This window comes from Bradyrhizobium sp. RDM12, from assembly GCF_051917485.1.
GTDB lineage: Bacteria > Pseudomonadota > Alphaproteobacteria > Rhizobiales > Xanthobacteraceae > Bradyrhizobium.
On the sequence record NZ_CM133064.1, the window covers coordinates 4426615 to 4447549 of the forward strand.

Genomic DNA, 20935 nt, shown 5'->3' on the forward strand with positions numbered 1-20935 from the left:
ACGATTCGACATGTTAATTTTTGCGACATGTCGGCACGGCGCGATCCAAACCTGCCAATCATGACCTGAATGCGGCATGAACATTCGTCCCGTACGGCCTCGGGCGACAGCGATGGCCTTAGCGGCCGAGAAAGCCCAGCACCAACTCCCGATACTTCTCCGGCGCTTCCAGGAACACGAGGTGACCCGTGTCAGGAATGACTTCAGCCCGCGCATTCGGCATCTTCGCCGCGAACGCTTTTGCCAGCTCGGCGTTCTCTCCCATCTTGGGCCGCAGCGCCTCCGGCGCGTTCGGCCGGCCCGGCGCGTTATGGTCATCGGCGCCCATGATGAACAGGGTCGGCTCGGTAATGAGCGGAATCTCGTGCGCCACCGGCTCGCGATAGATCATCTGGCCGGACGAGACGAAGGCGCGCAGCCAGCGCGGATAATCCGGGCTGCCCTTGATGTTGAAGCGGGCGTCGATGAACGGCGTGATCGCATCCGGCGGTAGCTTGATCGCGTAATTGGTCTGCAGCTGTTTTCGGTAGCCGTCGGCGGTGAGCTTGTCCTCGGTCTCGATGATCTTATCGGTCGGCGTCGGCGGCACGTAGAGGCGGTAGTCTTCCAGCCCGATCGGCGCGGTCAGCACGAGATGGGCGACGCGGTCGGGATAAGCGCGGGCGATGCGCACGCCGAGCATGCCGCCGAGCGAATGCGCGATGATATCGGCTTTGTTGATCTCCAAGTGATCGAGCAGCGCGATGGTGTTGCGCGCCAACGTGTCGAAATGCAGTTCGCCCACGGGCTTGGAGGATTTGCCGAAGCCGATCTGGTCCGGCACCACGACGCGATAACCGGCCTCGTTGAGCATCTTGATGACAGGCGCCCAGTAGCTCGAGGGGGAAATTGCGCCCGTGCAGCAGCACCACGGTACGGCCGTTCGGCTGCGTCGGCGCCACGTCCATGTAGGCCATGCTGAGCTGCTCGCCGTCATTGACGACCGGCAACAGGTGCACGGGATAGGGATAGGCAAAGCCTTCGAGCGCGATGCCATAGGGCTCGCGTTGCGGCGCGTCGGCGGCGTGGCTGACTGTGATCGGGGAGCCGAGAAGAACGGCGGCGAGCGCGGCCGGGATGATGCGGTTCATAAGAGTCTCCGTCACGCCCGGGGCTTGTCCCGGGCATCCACGTCGGCCGCAATAAACGCGTGGATGACCGGGTCAAGCCCGGCCGTCGCGAGACTGGCAGCTCACACGCAATTGTGTGCGTGATCACTCCCTCTCGCCACCGAACAGCGCCGCAAACTGCTTCTCGCCGGTGCGGGTGAAATTCACCACGCGGCTGCCGGGCGTGGCATCGCGCGCGGCCCATTTCAACTCGGCAAAACGCTGCATCATCGCAGCGCCCAAGGTCCCGGCGAGGTGGTGGCGCCGCTCGCTCCAGTCAAGGCAGGCCTTGCACACCGGACGGCGCGGATGGCTGAGCATGTCAGTCGAGATCTGCAGATTCTTGGCGAGGAAGCGCTCGCCCTCGGCGGTCAGCTCGATCTCCTGCTTTTTCTGCTTGACCAGGTTTCGCGCACGCAAGCTATCGAGCATCTGCACGCCGAGATCGCCGGCGAGGTGGTCGTAGCAGATCCGCGCGCGCCGCAGCGCCGGATCTTTCGGCCCGGTGCGCACGCGCATATGCCCGGTGCGCGCGGCAAGGCCGGCGAGCCCTTCGAGCACGCCGGCGACATCGTCGTCGGTGAGCCGGTAGTAACGGTGACGGCCCTGCTTCTCCGGCTCGACCAGTCCGCCGGCCTCGAGCTTCGCAAGATGCGAGCTCGCCGTCTGCGGCGTGATGCCGGCCTCCTGCGCGAGCTCGCTTGCCGTGAGCGCACGTCCGTTCATCAGCGCCGTGAGCATGTTGGCGCGGGCGGGGTCGCCGACCAGCGCGGCGACCATGGCAATGTCGGGTCCTGATTTCATGCTTCGATGATAGCCGAAGCATTGCGGTCGGGCAAGGCGGTAATCTCTCAACTCCTCATTGCGAGGCGCGCAGCGACGAAGCAATCCAGACTGTCCCTGCCGCGGGATTCTTGGAGTGCTTCGCTGCGCTCGCAATGACGGAGGAAACATCAGGAGAGTGCCTCATGTCCGTCACCGTTTTCATCCGCTACCAGCTCGATCCGTTCAAGCGCGCGCAGTTCGAGGAGTATTCGAAGCGCTGGCTCACCATCATCCCGAAATGCGGCGGCGATCTGATCGGCTATTTCATGCCGCATGAGGGCACCAACAACATCGCATTCGCGTTGATCACCTTCGAGAATCTTGCCGCCTACGAGGCCTATCGTGCGCGGTTGCGGCAGGATGCCGAAGGCATGGCGAACTTCCACTTCGCCGAGGACAACAAGTTCATCCTTGCGGAAGAGCGCACCTTCCTGCGCAAGGTGGTAGTGTAGTCCATCAACGATAAGGAGCCGCCCATGATCGCCGTGATCTTCGAAGTCTGGCCCAAGCCGGAACACCGCCAGGACTACTTCGACCTCGCGGCCGATCTGAAGCCGCTCCTGCAAACCATCGACGGCTTCATCTCGGTCGAGCGGTTCGAGAGCCTGACCGAGAAAGGCAAGGTGCTGTCGCTGTCGTTCTGGCGGGATGAGGCCGCGGTCGAAGCCTGGCGCAACACGATGGAGCACCGCCGCACGCAGGCCAAGGGTAGGGCGCAGATTTTTGCCGACTATCATCTGCGCATCGCCAGCGTTGTCAGGGACTACGGCATGAACGATCGCGCGCAGGCGCCGAAGGACAGCCGCGCGGTGCACGACGCGCACTAGCGCTCGCGGGCGCGTGTGCCTATCTCTGCGCGGCCAACAAGGGAGAGAAACATGCATGTGACAACGGCTGACAAGCGCGCGAATTTCAAGAGAATGCACGAGAGCGGCTGCTTCATCCTGCCCAATCCGGTCGATATCGGTAGCGCCAAGGCGCTGCAGCATCTCGGCTTCAAGGCGATCGCGTCGTCGAGCGCGGGCTTTGCCTGGACCATCGGCAAGGCCGACAATCGCGTCACGGTCGAGGATGTCTGTCAGCATCTGGCAGCACTGAGCTCTTCCGTCGATATTCCCGTGAATGCGGATTTCGAGGGTGGCTTCGCGGTCGAACCGGACAAGGTCGCGGACAATGTCGCGCGCGGCGTGCGCACCGGCGTTGCGGGCCTGTCGATCGAGGATTCCACCGGCGACAAGGACAAGCCGATCTTTGATCGTGCGCTCGCGATCGAGCGTATCAAGGCATCGCGCGAGGCAATCGGCGACAGCGGTACGCTGCTGGTCGGCCGCTGCGAGGCGTTCCTCTGGGGCGTGACCGACCTCAAGCTCGTCATCGATCGGCTCACCGCTTACGCGGACGCCGGTGCCGACTGTCTTTATGCACCGGGGCTGAAGACGCGCGAGGACATCGCGGCAGTGGTGAAGGCTGTCGCACCAAAACCGTTCAACCTGCTGATCGGCGGCTCCGGCCTGTCGTTGAAGGAAGCCGAAGATCTCGGCGTCCGTCGCATCAGCGTCGGCGGCTCGCTCGCCCGCGCCGCCTGGGGCGGCTTCATGCGCGCTGCGAAAGAGATGGCGGAGAAGGGGACGTTTACCGAGCTCGCGAGCGGCTATTCCGGCGGCGAGCTCAATAAGATGTTTGGCTAGCGCCAACCAAAAGCGGCGGGATGTTGTGTCCCGCCGCTCTCTCTTCGCTCGCTTCGCTCGGTGTCATGCCCCGCGCAGGCGGGGGCATCCAGTACGGTGTGGCCGATCGATCAATCGCTGCCGTCTCGCGGTACTGGATCGCCCGGTCTCAACATCAAGCCGGGCGATGACAGTGGTGCGTTACTTCGCGCCGTCAGACGGAGTCTGCGTATCCGGCGCCGGCTTTGCCGCAGGCGTATCCGGAGCCGGGGCGGCCGGCTTGCTCGACGCGGCGCCCGTGGTCACGCCGGGCGCGGTGTTGTTGCGCGGCGTCACGTCACGCATGCCGGGAGGCGCGGCGGGATTAGCCGGAGCCGTCTGCTGCGCGGTCTGCGTTGTCGGCGTATTGCCGGCTTGGTTGCTCGTGCTCGTATTATTCAAGCCGTAGAACACGGCGCCCAGCACCAGGGCAATCGCCACGGCAAACAGCGCGATCTTGCCGCTGGAGGCGGGGCCTTCGCCCAGCTCGGGATCGACCTGCAGGTCGGAATCCCGGCGCGCCGCGCGAAGGTACTCATCGTCGGCGAGGTTCGGGCGGTACGGATCGTTGGGAAAACGGTCGTCAGCCATCGATTGGGTCTCCTCGTTGATTGCGCCTGACAACCCGGAGGTGCGAGATTCTGTTCCGCATGCCTTATGCTTTCGTCGCATGTTGCCCTCGTGACGGAATCGGGAACCAGTTTGTTCGGGAACCCGGCGCGATGGTTCCATCGATGAAGAGGAAACAAGGCGATGTGGAGCCTGCCGCCGAGCGATAGCGTGCTGCATTTCCTGTCCCTGGTCGCGGTCGCCGCGCAGGGCATGACGGCTGCGCTCGCGGCCGGCCGCCGCAGCATGGACTGGCTTGGCGTCTGCTTCCTCGGCTGCATCACCGCGCTCGGCGGCGGCACGCTGCGCGATCTCTTCCTCGGCCATTATCCGCTGGCCTGGGTACAAAACCCGATCTATCTCGCGCTGGCCGGCGGCGCGGCCTTCCTCACCATCCTGTTCGCGCGGCTCGTGCACCGGCTCAAGCTCGCCTTCATCGTGCTCGATGCCATCGGCCTTGTCGTCTTCACCATGACGGGCTGCGACATCGCCTGGCAGATGGATGCTTCGCTGCCGATCGTGATCGTCTCCGGCATGGTGACGGGCTGTGCCGGCGGGGTGTTGCGTGACGTGCTCTGCAACGATGTGCCGCTGTTGTTTCGCTCCGAGCTCTACGCCAGCGTCTCGGTGGTGACCGGATTGTTCTACGCCACCGCGTTCGGTCTCGAGCTCAACGCCGAGCTCTGGACCATTTTGACTTTTGTCGTCGGCATCAGCTTCCGCCTGCTCGCGGTACGCTACAAATGGGAAATGCCGAAATTCGTGTTCACGGGAGATGAGGAGCGGTAGCGGCTCTATCCACCGCTCTATCCACGTCATTGCGAGCGAAGCGAAGCAATCCAGAGTCTTCCCGCGGAGGCAATCTGGATTGCTTCGCTTCGCTCGCAATGACAGAGAGGATGCACCGGAGAGCTACGGCTCCTGTCCGCGTGCCTTCGCCACCTGCGCCGGCGTCACCAGCGGGCCGGCGTTGCCCCAGGAATTGCGGATGTAGTTCGTCACCGCCGCGATCTCGTCATCGGACAATTGCTTGGCGTAGCCTGGCATTTCGCCGGTGTTCGGCGCCCGCGGCGTCGTCACGGTGTGGGCGCCGTCGAGGATGATGCGCAGGGTGGAGGACGGGTTGATCGATTGCAGCAGCGCGTTGGCCGGCAGGGGCGGGTAGATGCGCGGCGCGCCAGAGCCGTCGGCTTCATGGCAGGCGATGCAGAGCTTTGCGTAGACGGCCTGGCCCGCTTTCATCTCGGCCTCATCAGGCGGCGTCACCTTCGGTTCGCGCCGTACCGGCGGCAGGTCCTTGAGATACGCTGCTATGGCGCGCACATCGGCATCGCTCATCTTCGAGGTCGAATTGACGATCACCTCGGCCATTGGCCCGCCGGCGTGGCTCCGCGCGTTCCGGCCGCTCTGCAGATATTCGGTGATGTCGTCCGCGCTCCACGACTGCAGGCCGGTGCGGGCGGCGCCATCAAGCCGCGGCGCATACCAGCCGCCAAGCTCGCTGCCCGACAGCGCCTGCACGGTCTTGTCCGCGCCAAAATAGTTCTTCGGCGTGTGGCAGGCGCCGCAATGGCCAAGCCCGGTGACGAGATAGCCGCCCCTGTTCCACGCCGCACTCTTGCTCTGGTCCGGCTCGAACAGGCCGGGTGTGAAGAACAGCAGCCTCCAGGCCCGCATCAAACCGCGATAGCCGAACGGCCAGCGCAGCTCCGGCGGCCTGTTGCGGCTGACGACCGGCGAGAGCGTGCCGAGATAGGCGCGGATCGCCAGCGTGTCGTCCTTGGTCATCCGGGTGAAGTAGGGGTAGGGGAAGGCCGGGTAGTAGAGCGAGCCGTCCGGCGCCGTGCCATAGCGCACCGCGCGGGTGAAATCCGCATCGCTCCAGGTGCCGATCCCGGTGTCGCGGTCCGGCGTCAGGTTCGGCGCATAGATCGCGCCGAAGGGTGTGTCGATGCGCTTGCCGCCGGCGAACGGTTTTGCGGGATCGGCGGTGTGGCAGCCGGCGCAGTCACCGGCCTCGACCAATGTCTTGCCGTAGGCGATCAGCTCGGGCGACGGCTCGGCGGCAACGGCTGCACCGGCAACCGCACTGCACAAGACCAGACTCGCCAGAATCCTCCGCATCATCGACCCTTCTTGCTGCGACTCATCAGCCCATTCGCATCCTACGGGCGGCACGTCGTTTCGTGACGCCGGGCTATGGTGACACAAATTGAAAACCGCCATGCCTTTCCGGGCACGAAATTGCGTTTTTTTCCCGTCCCCGCCGAAGGCCCAGATTTGTGATGCGCCGCGTTAAATATCCGACATAGAGTGGCGGAGGTGGTCGGCGCGCCCTAGCTAAAAACAACGGGCAGGCAACGGCTTAATGAGCAAGACCTGAGCAGGGCGGCAAAGAGGACAACATGGGCATCAACCAGGGTCCGATCAGTCTCGATCAAAAATACACCCAGGACACCGGCCATATCTTCACGACGGGCATCCAGGCGCTGGTCCGCCTGCCCATGGCTCAAATCCGCCGCGACCGTGCCGCAGGCCTGAACACGGCGGGCTTCATCTCCGGCTATCGCGGCTCGCCGCTCGGCGGCTACGACCAGCAGCTCTTCGCCGCGCGAAAGCATCTCGAGCAGTACAACATCAAGTTCCAGCCCGGCGTGAACGAAGACCTGGCTGCCACCGCCGTCTGGGGCTCGCAGCAGCTCAACCTCTCGCCCGGCGCCAAATACGACGGAGTCGTCGGCATGTGGTACGGCAAGGGCCCCGGCGTCGACCGCTGCGGCGACGTGTTTCGTCACGGCAATGCCGCCGGCTCCGCTAGGAACGGCGGCGTGCTGTGCCTCGCCGGCGACGACCATGGCGCAAAGTCCTCGACGGTCCCGCATCAGTCCGATCACGCCTTCATCTCGGCCCTGATGCCGTATCTCTATCCGTCGAGCATCCACGAGATGATCGAGATGGGCCTGCTCGGCATCGCGATGTCGCGCTATTCGGGCTGCTGGGTCGGCATGAAGGTGATCACGGAGACGGTGGAGACCACCGCCGAGATCGACCTCACCGACGAGATGAAGCCTTTCATCATCCCACCCGATTTCGAGCTGCCGCCCGGCGGCCTCAATCTGCGCTGGCCTGACGACCGTTTCGAGCAGGACCGGCGACTGCAGGACTACAAGGGCTTTGCCGCGATTGCCTTTGCGCGCGCCAACAAGGTCAACCGCGTCACCATGGATTCGCCGAACGCCCGCTTCGGCATCATGGCCTCCGGCAAGAGCTACGAGGACGTCCGCCAGGCGCTGCGCGAGCTCGGCATCACCGAGCAGGTCGCTGCCAAGATCGGTCTTCGCCTCTACAAGATCGGCATGCCCTGGCCGCTCGAGCCGGAAGGCGTGCGGCAGTTCGCCGTGGGCCTCGAGGAGATCTTCATCGTCGAGGAACGCCGTGAGATCGTCGAGAACCAGGTGAAGCAGGAGCTGTTCAACTGGCGCGATGACGTTCGCCCGCGCATCGTCGGCAAGATGGACGAGCACGACAAGCGCTTCCTGACATTCTCGGCCGAACTCAGCGTCGCCTCGCTTGCGACCTCGCTCACCGAGCGGCTTCTTCGATTGAATCTCAACCCCGAGATCGCGGAGATGCTTCGCGTCAAAGCCGACTGGTTCAACGGCCGCCAGGCCACCCAGATGCAGGCCACAGCACCTGTCTCCCGCACGCCCTACTTCTGCTCCGGCTGTCCCCACAACACATCGACGAAAGTCCCCGAAGGAAGCCGCGCCCTGGCCGGCATCGGCTGCCACTTCATGGCGCTGTGGATGGACCGCTCGACCGAGACCTTTACGCATATGGGAGGCGAGGGCGTGCCGTGGGTCGGCATCGCGCCCTTCACCAACGAGAACCACATTTTCGCAGATCTCGGCGACGGCACTTACTTCCACTCCGGCCTTCTCGCCATCCGGCAGGCGGTCGCCTCCAAGACCAACATCACCTACAAGATCCTCTACAATGACGCCGTGGCCATGACCGGCGGCCAGCGTCACGACGGCGATCTTTCCCCGCAGCAGATTACCTTCCAGCTCCACGCCGAGGGCATTCGCGAGATCTACCTGGTCTCGGAAGCGCCCGACACCTATCCGGCCGACACCATCGCGCCCGGCGTGAAGAAGTATCACCGCGACGAACTCGACAACGTCATGAAAATGTGCCGCGACTACAAGGGCACGTCCGCGATCGTCTTCGTGCAGACCTGCGCCGCCGAGAAGCGCCGCCGCCGCAAGCGCGGCCTGATGGAGGATCCGGCGCGCCGCGTCATGATCAACCCGGCTGTCTGCGAAGGCTGCGGCGACTGCTCGGTGCAGTCGAACTGCATCTCGGTCGAGCCGCTGGAGACCGAGTTCGGCCGCAAGCGCGCCATCAACCAGTCGTCCTGCAACAAGGATTTCTCGTGCCTCAAGGGCTTTTGTCCGTCCTTCGTCACCATTGACGGCGGGGCGCCGCGCCATCGTGCGCCGGCCGATCTGTCTGACATCGGTGCTATTCCCGAGCCGGCGTCGCGCCCGACCCTGGACAAGCCCTACAACATCGCCATTGGCGGCGTCGGCGGCACCGGCGTGCTCACCATCGGCGCGCTGCTCGGCATGGCCGCGCATATCGAGGGCAAGGCCTCGATGATCCTCGACATGTCCGGTCTCGCGCAGAAGGGCGGCGCTGTGCTCAGCCACGTCCGCCTGTCGGATCATCCGGCCGAGGTGACATGCTCGCGCATCGTCACCGGCACCGCCGACGTCGTGCTCGCCGCCGACGAGGTGGTCGCGGTCGCCAAGGACACGATCTCGCTCTGCGACACCGGCCGCACCCGCGGCATCATCAACAGCCACGTCATTCCCACCGCCGATTTCGTCCTCAACCGCGATTTTAACTTCCAGACCCGCAAGCTGAACGGGCTTTTGGAAACGGCGCTGCACGAGGACTCCGTGTTCTTCGACTTCACCAAGCCGGCCGAGCAGTTGCTGGGTGACAGCATCGCCACCAACATGATGATGATGGGCTATGCCTATCAGAAGGGCCTGCTGCCGCTGTCAGCGGAAGCGATCGAGCAGGCGATCGAGGTCAACGGCGTCTCGATCAAGATGAACAAGGAAGCCTTCCGCCTCGGCCGCCTCGCGGTCGCGGACCCCGCGCGCCTTGCCGACATGCTGAAGGGGACGGACGAGGTTGCGGCACCCAAGACGCTGGATGTCATGACGCTCGACGAAGTGATCGAGCACCGCACAAGGCATCTCACGGCTTACCAGAATGGCCGGCTGGCCAAGCGTTACCGCAAGCTGGTCGACCAGGTCCGCGATGCCGCGGAGAAGGGCGGCTATGGCGACGCGCTGCCGCGCGCGGTCGCGATCAACTACGCAAAGCTGCTGGCCTACAAGGACGAGTACGAGGTCGCGCGGCTCTTCACCGACGGCGCCTTCGAAAAACAGCTGCGCGACCAGTTCGAGGGCGATTTCAAGTTCAGCTTCAACCTGGCCCCGCCGATTCTGGCGTCCGGCGTCGATGCGCTGGGCCAACCGAAGAAGCGTGCCTTCGGCCCGTGGATGCTGAAGGCATTCCGTGTGCTGGCGAAGTTCAAATTCCTGCGCGGCACGGCACTCGACATCTTCGGCCGCAGCGCCGACCGCAAACTCGAGCGCGATCTGATCACAGGCTACGAAAAGGACGTCGCCACCGTGCTCGGCCTGCTGTCGCCGCTCACGATCGACACGTCCGTCGAACTGCTGTCGCTGCCCGACCGTATCCGCGGCTACGGCCCGGTGAAGGAGAAGGCGGTGGCGGACGCCAAGGCGCGTTACGCGCAGCTCGCCGCGGATTTGGCGAGCCCGCCGCCGGCCCCAAGGCAGATCGCGGCGGAGTAGCGAGAACCTTCGTAGGGCGGGCAAAGGCGCAAAGCGCCGTGCCCACCATCTTGCCAACATTGCGGTCTGAAGAGGTGGGCACGCTTCGCTTTGCCCACCCGATTTCCTGTTTGAAATCAACCACCGTCCTACTGTGCATGGGGTTGTTTTCATAAAGCGGGCTGCTTTCGATAAAAGCGAAGATCGCTTGTGCCGTCGGGCAAAACACCTTTATGATTTTGGCCGATCGAAGCTCTCGTGCCCCGGACGCAGCGCAGCGCTTCTTTAGCGGTGCGCTGCAGAGCCGGGGCCCATGTTGCCACGACGTGCGCGGGCGGCATGGGTCCCGGCTCTGCGCAGCGACGCTAAGGCGTTGCAGCGCGTCCGGGACATGAGACATCAGCGTGAATTGCGCCAAGCCGCTATCCTCTCGCCCGACGGAATATTTCCGCGCTTGCCAATCAGCCCGGTGCGGTTCAGAAAAACGAGCCAAGAAGAAACGCGAGCGGAGACCTCTGTATTGACCATCAAGGGCAAGGCCTACATTGCCGGGATCTACGAACACCCGACCCGGCATGCACCGGACAAATCCACCGCCCAGCTCCACGCCGAGGTCGCCAAGGGCGCGCTCGAGGATGCCGGGCTCAGCAAGGACGATGTCGACGGCTATTTCTGCGCGGGCGATGCGCCCGGCGGCGCCTGGCCGATGGTCGATTATCTCGGCCTCAATACCAAAAAGCTCCGGCACGTCGATTCCACCGAGACCGGCGGCTGTTCCTACATCATCCATCTCGGCCATGCGGCTGAAGCGATCGCGGCGGGCAAGTGCTCGATCGCGCTGATCACGCTGGCCGGCAAGCCGCGCACGGGCGTGATGCCGCCGCGCGCGGCCGGCGCGGAAGCCGATTTCGAGTCCGCTTACGGCGCGACCACGCACAATGCCTATGGCATGTGTGCCATGCGTCACATGCACGACTATGGCACCACCTCGGAACAGCTCGCCTGGATCAAGGTCGCGGCCTCGCACCATGCGCAGTACAATCCGCATGCGATGCTCAAGGACGTCGTCACCGTCGAGGATGTGCTGAACTCGCCGATGATCTCCGATCCCCTGCATCGCATGGATTGCTGCGTCGTCTCCGATGGCGGCGGCGCGCTGATCGTGACGACGCCCGAAATCGCCAGGAGCCTGAAGAAGCCGCTGGTCAAGCTGATCGGCCATGGCGAGGCGATGAAGGGGCCGCGCGGCGGCAAGGATCTCGATCTCACTTACTCCGCCGGCATCTGGTCCGGCCCGCGTGCGTTCGAGGAAGCCGGCATCACGCCGAAGGACATCAAATACGCCTCGATCTATGACAGCTTTACCATCACCGTGCTGATGCAGCTCGAGGACCTCGGCTTCTGCAAGAAGGGCGAGGGCGGCAAGTTCGTTGCCGACGGCAATCTGATCTCGGGTGTCGGCAAGCTGCCGTTCAACACCGATGGCGGCGGGCTCTGCAGCAACCATCCCGTCAACCGCGGCGGCATGACCAAGATCATCGAGGCCGTCCGGCAGCTGCGCGGCGAGGCGCATCCGAAGGTGCAGGTCAAGAATTGCGATCTCGCCATCGCCCACGGCACCGGCGGCCTCTTGGGTGTTCGCCACGCCGCCTCGACCGCCATTCTGGAGCGCGTGTGATGGTAGACGCGAAAAAATATCCGGCCCCGGTCACGAACCCCGAGACCGCCGCGTTCTGGGACGCGGCCAAGCAGGGCAAGTTCCTGATCAAGCGCTGCACGGCTTGCGGCGAAGCGCATTACTTTCCGCGCTCGATCTGCCCGTTCTGCTATTCCGATAGGACGGTGTGGGAAGAGGCCTCGGGCGAGGGCACGATCTACACCTGGAGCCTGATGCGGAAGTCGCCGACCGGTCCGTATGCGATCGGTTACGTCACGCTGAAGGAGGGCCCGTCGGTGCAGACCAATTTTGTCGACTGCGATCTCGAGAAGCTGAAGATCGGCCAGAGGGTGAAAGTGGTGTTCAAGCCGACCGACGGCGCCCCGCTGCCGTTCTTTACGCCGGCGTAAGATTCTTCCCTTCTCCCCTTGTGGGAGAAGGTGGCGCGAAGCGCCGGATGAGGGGTATCGCTCCGCAGAAAGACTTTCACTGCGGCGCCAACCCCTCAGCCAAACGAGTTTGCCGCAGGGCTCTCGCAGCCCTCTCCCACAAGGGGAGGGCACTTCGACTGGCAGCGGCGCACACGAATCCCGGGAGGAAACAAACAAAATGTCCGCCAGATACGAAGAACTCAAAGGCCTCAAAAACATCGGCCAGAAATATGCCTACAGCGATCGCGAAGTCATGCTCTACGCCTGCGGCATCGGGCTCGGCGCCGATCCGATGGACGAGAACGAGCTCGCTTTCGTCAACGAAGGCACGTTCACGCCGCGACCGCTCAAGGTGGTGCCGACCTTTGCATCGGTTGCCGCGTGGGGCTCGGGTCCGGGCGAGATGAATCTCAACCGCGTGATGGTGGTCGACGGCGAGCGCGACATCACCTTCCATCAGCCGCTGCCGGTCGCCGCCAACATCACCGCCGACTCCTCCGTGGTCGAGGTCTACGACAAGGGCAAGGACAAGGGCGTCGTTATCAGCCATCAGACCGTGCTGAAGAACGAGAAGGGCGAGAAGCTCGCCACGCTCGTTGCCTCGCGCTTCGCCCGTGGCGACGGCGGCTTTGGCGGGCCGAACCTGACCCAACCCGATCCGCACAGGATCCCCTCGCGCGCGCCCGACAACACCATCGACATTGTCACGCGCCCCGACCAGGCGCTGGTCTATCGTCTCTGCGGCGACCGCAATCCGCTGCACTCCGATCCGGAGTTTGCGAAGAAGGCCGGCTTCCCGCGTCCGATCCTGCACGGCATGTGCACCTACGGAATCACCTGCCGCGGCGTGCTGCAAACCTATGCTGACTACGATGTCAGCGCGTTCCGCCAGCACGTCGCGCGGTTCTCTTCTCCGGTCTTTCCCGGCGAGACCGTGACCATGGACCTCTGGAAGGACGGCAACACGATCTCGTTCGAAGCCAAGGTGAAGTCGCGCGGTGTCACCGTGATCAAGAACGGCAAGACGGTGCTGGGTTAAGAAAGGTCTCGTGCCCCGGACGCAGCGCAGCGCTTCTTCAGCGCTGCGCTGCAGAGCCGGGGTCCAGAGCGACCCAACAAGAAGCCGGGTCCCGGCTCTGCGACGCAGCTTTCACGCTGCATCGCGTCCGGGACACAAAACAACAAAAACAGGGAGAAGCCATCATGGGACTACTCGACGGCAAGGTTGCGCTGATCACCGGCGCGGGCGGGGGCTTGGTGAGGCCTACGCCAAACTGTTCGCGCGGGAAGGGGCCTCGATCGTCGTCAACGATCTCGGCGGGCCCCGCGACGGCTCCGGCGCCGACAAATCGATGGCGCAGCTTGTGGTGGACGCGATCAAGGCGGAGGGCGGCAAGGCGGTCGCGAATGGTGCCGACATCTCGACCATGGAAGGCGGCCAATCGGTGTTCGACGACGCCATCAAGCACTTTGGCCGCGCCGACATCCTCGTCAACAACGCTGGTATCTTGCGCGATCAGACCTTCGCCAAGGCCAGTGAGTCCGATTGGGACAAGGTCATCAAGGTGCATCTGAAGGGCACCTTTTGTTGCACCTTGCCGGTGTTTCGCTGGATGCGGGAAAACGGCGGCGGCGTCATCGTCAACACCTCCTCGACATCAGGACTGATCGGCAATTTCGGCCAGAGCAATTATGGGGCGGCCAAGGGCGGCATCTGGGGCCTGTCCAACGTCCTGGCGATCGAGGGCCGCAAATACAACATCCGGGTCTGGACGCTGGCCCCGGGCGCGCTGACCCGCATGACCGCAGACCTGCCCCGCTATAAGGAGAACCCCTCGGCGGCGCTGGGGCCGGACGGGATCGCACCGGCCGTGCTATACATGGTCAGCGACTTGTCGGGCGACCAGACCGGGAAGGTGCTGGGCGTGTCCGGGCCCCGCGGCGTGCGCGAAATGCGGATGATGGAGATGGAAGGCTGGAAACCCCCGCACTCGGGCTGGAACGCCCGGGACATCGCTGAGCATGCCAAGGAGATCTTCTTCTCCGAGGAGCAGATCAAGATGGGCGCGCGGCGGTTTTAGCCACACGGTCATTCCGGGGCGCGACGAAGTCGCGAGCCCGGAATCCATAACCCCGGCTTGTGGTTATAGATTCCGGGCCTTGTCCCTTCGGGCCATCCCGAAATGACGAATAGAGAGAGACAGGGAAAGACGATGAAACTCACCGCCGATGCCAAGGGCACCTTCGCAATCGCGCCGACGCCGTTCCACGACGACGGAAGGATCGACGAGCGCTCGATCGACCGCCTGACCGATTTCTATGAGGAGGTCGGCTGCGACGGCGTTACGGTGCTGGGCATCCTCGGTGAGGCGCCGAAGCTCGATGCCGCCGAGGCCGAGCAGGTGGCGGTGCGCTTCGTCAAGCGCGCCAGGAAGATGCAGGTGATCGTCGGCGTCTCTGCACCCGGCTTTGCCACCATGCGCTCGCTGGCGAAGGCCTCGATGGACGCAGGCGCCGCCGGCGTCATGATCGCGCCGCCGCCCTCGCTCCGCACCGACGACCAGATCATCGGCTATTACAAGCAAGCAGCAGAGGCGATCGGTCCTGACGTGCCCTGGGTGCTCCAGGACTATCCGTTGACCCTGTCGGTGGTGTTCACGCCGGCCGTGATCCGCAAGATCGTCACCGACAATGCGAACTGCGTGATGCTCAAGCACGAGGACTGGCCGGGCCTCGAAAAGATCTCGACCCTGCGCAACTTCCAGAAGGACGGCTCGCTGCGTCCGCTGTCGATTCTCTGTGGCAATGGTGGGCTCTTTTTGGATTTCGAGATGGAGCGCGGTGCCGACGGCGCCATGACCGGCTACGCCTTCCCCGAGCTTCTGATCGACGTCGTGAACCTGTCCAAGGCTGGCAAGCGCGATGCCGCGCATGATCTGTTCGACGCCCATCTGCCGCTGATCCGCTACGAGCAGCAGCCGGGCGCCGGTCTTGCCGTGCGCAAGCACGTGCTTCAGAAACGCGGCATCATCGCCTCCAGCGCCCAGCGCAAGCCCGGCGCGACCATCACGCCGGCGGCGAAGGCCGAGGTCGATTACCTGCTGTCGCGCGTCGCCCGCGTCGACAAGCGCGCCAATTTTGGCCCGCAGTCCAGTGCCGCAGGTTAGCTGAATGGTGATATCAGCATCACGCCCGGCCTCGACCATCCTCCTGCTGCGCGACGGCGCAGCAAAGGAAGTCGAAGTCTTCATGATGGTCCGCCATCATCAGATCGAGTTCAACTCGGGCGCGCTGGTGTTTCCCGGCGGCAGCGTCGATGCCGGCGATCAGGAGATCGTCAAGCGGTCCGACCTGTATTCGGGGGCGAGGGTCTCGGCGAGGCGGACCGCGGCTTCCGCATCGCTGCGATCCGCGAGACGTTTGAGGAAAGCGGCATCCTGCTGGCGCGTTTGAAGGGCTCGAACACGCCCGTTGATGCGAAGCGCGCCGGCGAGATCGCCGACAAGCATCGCGTCGCGCTCAACGAGCACAAGATCAGCTTCCTCAGCATTCTCGCCGACAACGGGCTCCAACTCGCGCTCGACACGCTCGTGCCTTACGCACACTGGATCACGCCGGAGGGCATGCCGAAGCGTTTCGACACCTGGTTTTTCTTGCGGCAGCGCCGCCCGACCAGCTCGGCGCGCATGACGGACGAGAGTCGACCGACTCGATCTGGGTCTCGCCGCGCGAGGCGGTTGAGGGCGGCGAGAGCGGCCGCTTCAAGCTGCCGTTCCCGACTACGCGCAATTTGATCCGGCTGGCGAAGCAAGGCAGCGTGAGCGCTGCGCTCGATCATGCCAGGGAGATGTCGATCGTCACGGTGATGCCGGTGATGACCAAGACCGACAGCGGCCGCCAGCTGCGCATTCCCCGCGACGCCGGCTATGACGGCGAGGTGTTCGAGGTCGGCGCGGTCGGCTAGGACATTTCGACAACCAACGAAGTATTGGCAGGCCGTGCTCGGCTCGGTCGGCACCACCGCACAGGCCTATCTTCGTGTCCCGATTGGGGTCGCCATCAGCGTCGCCTTTCTGGGAGAAACCCTGAGCCAGACGGCCTGGATTGGCTTGGCCTGCGTCGTCCTCGGTGTTGCCGCCATGACGATTCCGGCCCGACGTCCGGCTGTCGCTAAACCATCATGAAAAACAGCCCGTTCCGGCCGGCGGAGGCATGTTCCCCCGGAGGGGCGATACAGCGTATATTGGGGGTGAATGGAGTCCGGTTCCGCCCCAATGCCTGTCAAAACGCCACCGAATCCGCCGCCGAAGCGATCGTTTTCGCTGTCGATCGGTCAGATGACGTTCGGCAGCTTCATTCTGGTGCTGGTTGTGATCATCGTCACCTCGACGGCCAGCGTGATCGCGATCAGGCATATCGACGCCACCTTCGCCGAATTGCAGCGGCTGCAAAGCGTCGGCGATCTCGCGGAAGACATTGACCGCCGCATGAACGATTTGCGGCTCGCCGCGCGTGACTTCGTCACCGACCCCGGCGCCGGCATCCAGTTCAAGCAGGTGGGCGAGGCCGCCTCGACGCTGAGCGACATCCTCAAGAAGACCCGTATCGATCTTGCCCCCGAGCAGCAGGACATGATCGACGGCGTCTCCGAGCGGCTTGCGACTTACCGCAGCGGGCTGGAGCGGATATCGACCCTGATCGATCGCCGGGCGCAGTTGCTGGCCGGGCTGCCGCCACTGCGCGATCAGTTCGATGCGGCGGTCTCCGAAAGCGGGGACCGCGATCTCGCCGCTCGCCTGTCGGAGGCGCAGAGCCGGATCGCGCTCGGGCTGCTTGCGCGGAATCCTTCCGCCGCCGAACAGGCCGCGCAGGGCATGCGGGCGATGGACATCACAGATAGCAGGCTGAAGTCGGCCGTGAACAATTACGCCGATGCCCTTGTCGCGGTCGCCGTCCGCGAACGGCAGATCGCCGATATCGACCGCGAGGTGCTGGGAACCGAGGGCCGGCTGATTGGCCGCGTCACCGAATTGCTTCGTGACGTCAGCGACCGCCGCGGCCATGTACTGTCGCGCGATTTCGCCCGGACGCTCGCGGAGGCGCGCTGGCAGAGCATTGTGCTCGGCAGCATGGGTGTGTTGATCGGCATCCTCGCCGCGGGCTTTGTGGTGCGCCGGACGGTGCGTCCGCTGGCCCAGATCGCGCGCTCCATTCGGGCCCTTGCGGCGGGCGAGAAGAATACGTCGATCCCGTCGGCCGATCTTAACAACGAGATCGGCGACATCGCGCGCGCGGCAGAGGTATTCCGTCGCGCGCTGGAAGAAGCCGACACCGCGCGAGAGGCAGCCGTGCGCGCGCTCACCGAGCAGCGGCTGGCCGAGGAAAGCTATCGCAAGCTGTTCGAGGGTTCGGTCGACGGCATCTACGTGACGACGCCGTCCGGCGATCTCCTGAACGCCAATCCGGCGCTGGCGCGGATGATGGGCTATGACAGCCCGCAGCACCTGATCGACAGCATCAACGACATCGCCCACACCATCTACGTCGATCCCGCGGCCCGCGAGGAGTACCAGCGGCTGATGCATCGCGACGGCATGGTCCGCGAGTTCGAGTATCAGGTGCGCCAGCGCAGTGGCAATATCCTCTGGCTGTCCGACAGCGCGACCGGCGTGCGGGACGAGCAGGGCAGGATCGTCCGCTACGAGGGCACGCTGCGCGACATCACCGACCAGAAGCGGGCGGAAGACGCCATCGCCGAAGGCCGCCGCCTGCTCCAGCAGGTCATCGACACCGTGCCGGCCGTCATCAACGTCAAGGACCGCGACCTCCGTTACGTGCTGATGAACCGCTATATGGCCGGCATCTTCGGCATCGAGCCCGGCGACGCGCTCGGCCGCACCACCGCCGATCTGATGTCGCGCTATGGCGCGGCCAAGACGGACGAGAACGACAAGCGCGTGCTCAACTTGCGAAGAGGTCTCGGCTTCTACGAGGAGGAGTACAAGGATTCCTCTGGTAACATGCGGCAATGGCTGGTCAACAAGCTGCCGCTGCTGGATGCCGAGGGCGAGATCGAGCGGATTGTTACCGTGGCGCTCGATATCGGCGAGCGCAAACGCGGCGAGCAGGAGATGCGGAAGGCCAAGGATGCCGCCGAGACGGCGCTGCGCAATCTGCGTGAGACGCAGGCCTCGCTGATCGAGGCGGAAAAGCTCGCGGCCCTCGGACGCCTGGTCGCCGGCGTCGCGCACGAGGTCAACAATCCCGTCGGCATCAGCCTCACGGTCGCCTCTGCGCTGGAACGCAAGACGGCGATGTTCAGCGCCGAGGTCGAGCGAGGCGAGCTTCGCCGCTCGACGCTCAACGACTATCTCAACACCAGCCGCGACGCGTCCTCGCAGCTCGTCTCCAATCTCAACCGCGCAGCCGAGCTGATCCAGTCGTTCAAGCAGGTCGCGGCCGATCGCAACTATTCGGACCAGCGAAGCTTCGATCTCGCCGACCTCACCGAGCAGGTGGTGATGAGCCTGCGGCCGGGCCTGCGCAAGCAGAACCTGACGCTCAACGTCGAGTGCCAGCCCAACCTGACCATGAACAGCTATCCCGGTCCGTACGGCCAGGTGTTGACCAATCTGTTCCTGAATTCTGTGGCGCACGCCTTTCCGGACGGACGTCCGGGGATCATCGACATCCGGGTGCGCGAGTCCGGCAAGGACAATGTCGAGATCATCGTCTCCGACAATGGCTGCGGCATGTCGCTTGACGTACGTCGCCGCGCCTTCGATCCGTTCTTCACGACGCGGCGCGACCAGGGCGGCACCGGTCTCGGACTGCACATCGTCTACAGCATCGTGACGAACCGGCTCGGCGGGCGGCTCGACCTCGATTCCGAGCCGGGCGAGGGGACGCGCATCCAGATGATCTTGCCGCGCACCGCTCCGCTGGAGCAGGCTGCCGAATAGCATCTATTGTTTGAGCATGATCTTCTCGGAACACCGCTACACACTTTTCCGGATCATGCTCTAGTCGGCCTCTGCGAGCTTGTGCAGGGTGGCGCCGAAAATCAGGCTGGCCTTGCCGACCAGCGCCGTTCCCGTCATCTCCGCGCGCGTCTCCGTGTAGGTCCCGCTGACACCGATGCCGACCGGGGCAGGGCCGCCGAACAGCGGATTGTCATCGCCCCGCGGCGAGGTGTGCCGTTGCACCAGCACCTCGCCTTTGAAGGTGTGGTCGTCCTTCACCACGTAGCTGCCGGTGTAATAGAGGTAGGCATCGCCGCCGAGAATCTTGCCATCGCGAAAAAGAATCACGCCGCTGCCCTTGCCGACTCGACCGTCGAGCAGGCTCACGTGAATCGAATAGAGGCCGTTCTTCATCACGTCCCGTCGGCCGGCCGCCATCGCCCAATGGAGGAACCGGCGAAGCTTTTATGCCAAAGCGAAAGCCGTCGCGCAACGCGGCAGTTTTACCGGCGGGTGTGTCCCATGCCGGCACGCGAACCGTCATTGTCCCAACGTGTGTGACACGGTTATGACGGTCTCATTCTACGGCGACGCCAGTCGTTGCGAATCAGACTTGGCCCGCGAAATGCATAACCATTGTTGCACTGGCCGCGGGGTGCTGGAGCAAGACGAACGTGAGCAACTGGATCGATTCCGGCGGCGATGAGCCGCGTCTGTACAGTGTGCGTCCCGCGAATTGCGAAACACAACGACGGCGGATTGGCCGTCTCATACGGTGGCGAAGCGCGGCAGGGCTTGCTTGCGCGCTGGCGCTGATTGCTCCGGTTGGGCACGCGCGCGACCGCGGCCAGTTCGTCAACACCAGTGCAGAGCTGAAAGCCTGGTTCGACGGCTTGCGCAGCGGCAAGGGGCCATGCTGCTCCGATGCCGACGGCTCCGCGATCTCGGACTCCGATTGGGAGAGCAAGGGCGGGCACTATCGTGTCCGCATCCCGCGCCTTGGCTACGTGATCGAGGGCCGGGAGCAAGAGCTCGTCTGGGTTGACGTGCCCGAGGAGGCCGTGATCTCGGAGCCCAACCGGGTCGGACGCACCATGGTCTGGCCGATCTACGGCTACATGGGCGTCACGATCCGCTGCTTCATGCCCGGCAGCATGACTTAGCCGGGCGACAGCACCCGGCCTATCGTCGATATCAGGTGCGGCGCTGCGTCAGGTATACTTCTTGTCGCGCTCGAGCAGCTCGATGGAGATGCCTTCGGGGCCGCGGATGAAGCAGATGCGGACGCCGGGCCGGATCGTGGTCGGCTCTCGGGTGAACCTCACGCCCTTGGCCTTGATCTCGGCGGCGACGGCATCGATGTCCTTCACGGTGAGGCCGAAATGGTCGAGGCCTTGGTGGGGGTGCGGGGGTGGCGGGTTGACGGCGCTCTCGCCCTCCAGCGGCGCGATAAAGATCCTTGCACCGCCCAGGTTCACGTCGATGCGTCCCGGCGCGCGCACGATTTCGCCGCCAAGGATGTCGCGCAGCCAGGCGGCGGTCGTTTCCGGATCGGGGCTGCGCAGATGGATGTGATCCCAGGTGACGACGACTGGCATTTCAATTTCTCCCGATCGGGCCTTCGCGATGTTGCAACGCATGTTAGCGATCCCGCTCCACGATCGCCACCGTGGCTCCTATCCGAGATTCGCGCCGTTGCGGGAACCTTAGTTCGTCTCACG

The 20935-nt window shown here is 64.3% G+C and carries 16 protein-coding genes and 4 pseudogenes; 14 read left to right on the top strand and 6 right to left on the bottom strand.

Annotated elements, in window-relative coordinates; all coding sequences use genetic code 11:
* Nucleotides 1-118 precede the first annotated feature (118 nt).
* Together ACTGJ9_RS21550 and ACTGJ9_RS21555 are read right to left on the bottom strand one after the other, a co-directional pair.
* Nucleotides 119-1130, bottom strand: a pseudogene (locus ACTGJ9_RS21550) (alpha/beta fold hydrolase).
* A gap of 123 nt (nt 1131-1253) precedes the next feature.
* On the bottom strand, nt 1254-1952 hold the full coding sequence (locus ACTGJ9_RS21555) for a metalloregulator ArsR/SmtB family transcription factor (protein ID WP_456672752.1): 699 nt from the start codon (nt 1950-1952) through the stop codon (nt 1254-1256).
* 164 nt (nt 1953-2116) lie between these two features.
* Between ACTGJ9_RS21555 and ACTGJ9_RS21560 the strand changes: the two genes are divergently transcribed.
* Genes ACTGJ9_RS21560 through ACTGJ9_RS21570 form a run of 3 tightly spaced genes read left to right on the top strand, consistent with a single transcriptional unit; the run spans nt 2117 to nt 3661 of the window.
* Entirely contained in the window at nt 2117-2425 is a 309-nt protein-coding gene (locus ACTGJ9_RS21560) for an NIPSNAP family protein (RefSeq protein ID WP_456672753.1), read from the top strand.
* Nucleotides 2426-2449: 24 nt separating this feature from the next.
* Nucleotides 2450-2800 (top strand): antibiotic biosynthesis monooxygenase family protein, encoded by a 351-nt coding sequence (locus ACTGJ9_RS21565; protein ID WP_456672754.1) that lies wholly within the window; start codon nt 2450-2452, stop codon nt 2798-2800.
* Nucleotides 2801-2851: 51 nt separating this feature from the next.
* The gene (locus ACTGJ9_RS21570; RefSeq protein WP_456672755.1) at nt 2852-3661 is read left to right on the top strand and encodes an isocitrate lyase/PEP mutase family protein; all 810 of its coding nucleotides are present in this window, start codon (nt 2852-2854) and stop codon (nt 3659-3661) included.
* A gap of 180 nt (nt 3662-3841) precedes the next feature.
* Here the strand turns inward: ACTGJ9_RS21570 and ACTGJ9_RS21575 are convergent, their stop codons facing one another.
* Nucleotides 3842-4270: a hypothetical protein gene (locus ACTGJ9_RS21575; protein WP_456672756.1), complete on the bottom strand. Its 429-nt coding sequence runs from the start codon at nt 4268-4270 to the stop codon at nt 3842-3844.
* Between the two features lie 162 nt (nt 4271-4432).
* Here ACTGJ9_RS21575 and ACTGJ9_RS21580 point away from each other — a divergent pair, with 162 nt between their 5' ends.
* Nucleotides 4433-5077 carry a trimeric intracellular cation channel family protein gene (locus tag ACTGJ9_RS21580; protein ID WP_456672757.1) on the top strand — a complete coding sequence of 215 codons (645 nt, stop codon included), beginning with the start codon at nt 4433-4435 and terminating at the stop codon, nt 5075-5077.
* A 123-nt stretch (nt 5078-5200) separates the two neighbouring features.
* Here ACTGJ9_RS21580 and ACTGJ9_RS21585 read toward each other — a convergent pair whose 3' ends face one another.
* Nucleotides 5201-6412 (bottom strand): cytochrome c, encoded by a 1212-nt coding sequence (locus ACTGJ9_RS21585; RefSeq protein ID WP_456678583.1) that lies wholly within the window; start codon nt 6410-6412, stop codon nt 5201-5203.
* Between the two features lie 281 nt (nt 6413-6693).
* Here ACTGJ9_RS21585 and ACTGJ9_RS21590 point away from each other — a divergent pair, with 281 nt between their 5' ends.
* From ACTGJ9_RS21590 to ACTGJ9_RS21630, 9 genes and pseudogenes are all read left to right on the top strand, one after another.
* Entirely contained in the window at nt 6694-10185 is a 3492-nt protein-coding gene (locus ACTGJ9_RS21590; RefSeq protein WP_456672758.1) for an indolepyruvate ferredoxin oxidoreductase family protein, read from the top strand.
* A gap of 499 nt (nt 10186-10684) precedes the next feature.
* Complete coding sequence (locus ACTGJ9_RS21595) at nt 10685-11842, top strand: thiolase domain-containing protein (protein WP_456672759.1); 1158 nt, start codon at nt 10685-10687, stop codon at nt 11840-11842.
* Nucleotides 11842-12231, top strand: coding sequence for a Zn-ribbon domain-containing OB-fold protein (locus tag ACTGJ9_RS21600; RefSeq protein WP_456672760.1), 390 nt, complete (start codon nt 11842-11844; stop codon nt 12229-12231). The genes ACTGJ9_RS21595 and ACTGJ9_RS21600 overlap by 1 nt, the downstream gene beginning before the upstream one ends.
* A 199-nt stretch (nt 12232-12430) precedes the next feature.
* Nucleotides 12431-13291 carry a MaoC/PaaZ C-terminal domain-containing protein gene (locus ACTGJ9_RS21605; protein ID WP_456672761.1) on the top strand — a complete coding sequence of 287 codons (861 nt, stop codon included), beginning with the start codon at nt 12431-12433 and terminating at the stop codon, nt 13289-13291.
* A gap of 164 nt (nt 13292-13455) precedes the next feature.
* Nucleotides 13456-14333 (top strand): annotated as a pseudogene (locus ACTGJ9_RS21610) (SDR family oxidoreductase).
* Nucleotides 14334-14465: 132 nt separating this feature from the next.
* Nucleotides 14466-15419 carry a dihydrodipicolinate synthase family protein gene (locus ACTGJ9_RS21615; protein ID WP_456672762.1) on the top strand — a complete coding sequence of 318 codons (954 nt, stop codon included), beginning with the start codon at nt 14466-14468 and terminating at the stop codon, nt 15417-15419.
* Between the two features lie 4 nt (nt 15420-15423).
* Nucleotides 15424-16216: pseudogene (locus ACTGJ9_RS21620) on the top strand (NUDIX hydrolase).
* Nucleotides 16217-16253: 37 nt separating this feature from the next.
* A pseudogene (locus ACTGJ9_RS21625) lies at nt 16254-16436 on the top strand (EamA/RhaT family transporter); the annotation flags it as partial.
* Nucleotides 16437-16526: 90 nt separating this feature from the next.
* Nucleotides 16527-19214 carry a PAS domain S-box protein gene (locus ACTGJ9_RS21630; protein WP_456672763.1) on the top strand — a complete coding sequence of 896 codons (2688 nt, stop codon included), beginning with the start codon at nt 16527-16529 and terminating at the stop codon, nt 19212-19214.
* Nucleotides 19215-19274: 60 nt separating this feature from the next.
* On the opposite strand, the gene ACTGJ9_RS21635 is transcribed toward ACTGJ9_RS21630, so the two are convergent.
* Nucleotides 19275-19628 (bottom strand): GrlR family regulatory protein, encoded by a 354-nt coding sequence (locus ACTGJ9_RS21635; protein WP_187437378.1) that lies wholly within the window; start codon nt 19626-19628, stop codon nt 19275-19277.
* 260 nt (nt 19629-19888) lie between these two features.
* Here ACTGJ9_RS21635 and ACTGJ9_RS21640 point away from each other — a divergent pair, with 260 nt between their 5' ends.
* On the top strand, nt 19889-20377 hold the full coding sequence (locus tag ACTGJ9_RS21640; protein ID WP_456672764.1) for a hypothetical protein: 489 nt from the start codon (nt 19889-19891) through the stop codon (nt 20375-20377).
* Between the two features lie 48 nt (nt 20378-20425).
* Here ACTGJ9_RS21640 and ACTGJ9_RS21645 read toward each other — a convergent pair whose 3' ends face one another.
* Nucleotides 20426-20812 carry a VOC family protein gene (locus ACTGJ9_RS21645; RefSeq protein WP_456672765.1) on the bottom strand — a complete coding sequence of 129 codons (387 nt, stop codon included), beginning with the start codon at nt 20810-20812 and terminating at the stop codon, nt 20426-20428.
* Nucleotides 20813-20935: the final 123 nt, after the last annotated feature.

Coding starts and splice junctions, on each gene's coding strand:
- ACTGJ9_RS21605 (WP_456672761.1), top strand. CDS start 12,431: ATGTCCGCCAGATACGAAGAACTCAAAGGCCTCAAAAACATCGGCCAG.
- ACTGJ9_RS21645 (WP_456672765.1), bottom strand. CDS start 20,812: ATGCCAGTCGTCGTCACCTGGGATCACATCCATCTGCGCAGCCCCGAT.
- ACTGJ9_RS21555 (WP_456672752.1), bottom strand. CDS start 1,952: ATGAAATCAGGACCCGACATTGCCATGGTCGCCGCGCTGGTCGGCGAC.
- ACTGJ9_RS21565 (WP_456672754.1), top strand. CDS start 2,450: ATGATCGCCGTGATCTTCGAAGTCTGGCCCAAGCCGGAACACCGCCAG.
- ACTGJ9_RS21600 (WP_456672760.1), top strand. CDS start 11,842: ATGGTAGACGCGAAAAAATATCCGGCCCCGGTCACGAACCCCGAGACC.
- ACTGJ9_RS21615 (WP_456672762.1), top strand. CDS start 14,466: ATGAAACTCACCGCCGATGCCAAGGGCACCTTCGCAATCGCGCCGACG.
- ACTGJ9_RS21575 (WP_456672756.1), bottom strand. CDS start 4,270: ATGGCTGACGACCGTTTTCCCAACGATCCGTACCGCCCGAACCTCGCC.
- ACTGJ9_RS21570 (WP_456672755.1), top strand. CDS start 2,852: ATGCATGTGACAACGGCTGACAAGCGCGCGAATTTCAAGAGAATGCAC.
- ACTGJ9_RS21560 (WP_456672753.1), top strand. CDS start 2,117: ATGTCCGTCACCGTTTTCATCCGCTACCAGCTCGATCCGTTCAAGCGC.
- ACTGJ9_RS21590 (WP_456672758.1), top strand. CDS start 6,694: ATGGGCATCAACCAGGGTCCGATCAGTCTCGATCAAAAATACACCCAG.
- ACTGJ9_RS21580 (WP_456672757.1), top strand. CDS start 4,433: ATGTGGAGCCTGCCGCCGAGCGATAGCGTGCTGCATTTCCTGTCCCTG.
- ACTGJ9_RS21635 (WP_187437378.1), bottom strand. CDS start 19,628: ATGAAGAACGGCCTCTATTCGATTCACGTGAGCCTGCTCGACGGTCGA.
- ACTGJ9_RS21630 (WP_456672763.1), top strand. CDS start 16,527: ATGCCTGTCAAAACGCCACCGAATCCGCCGCCGAAGCGATCGTTTTCG.
- ACTGJ9_RS21585 (WP_456678583.1), bottom strand. CDS start 6,412: ATGCGGAGGATTCTGGCGAGTCTGGTCTTGTGCAGTGCGGTTGCCGGT.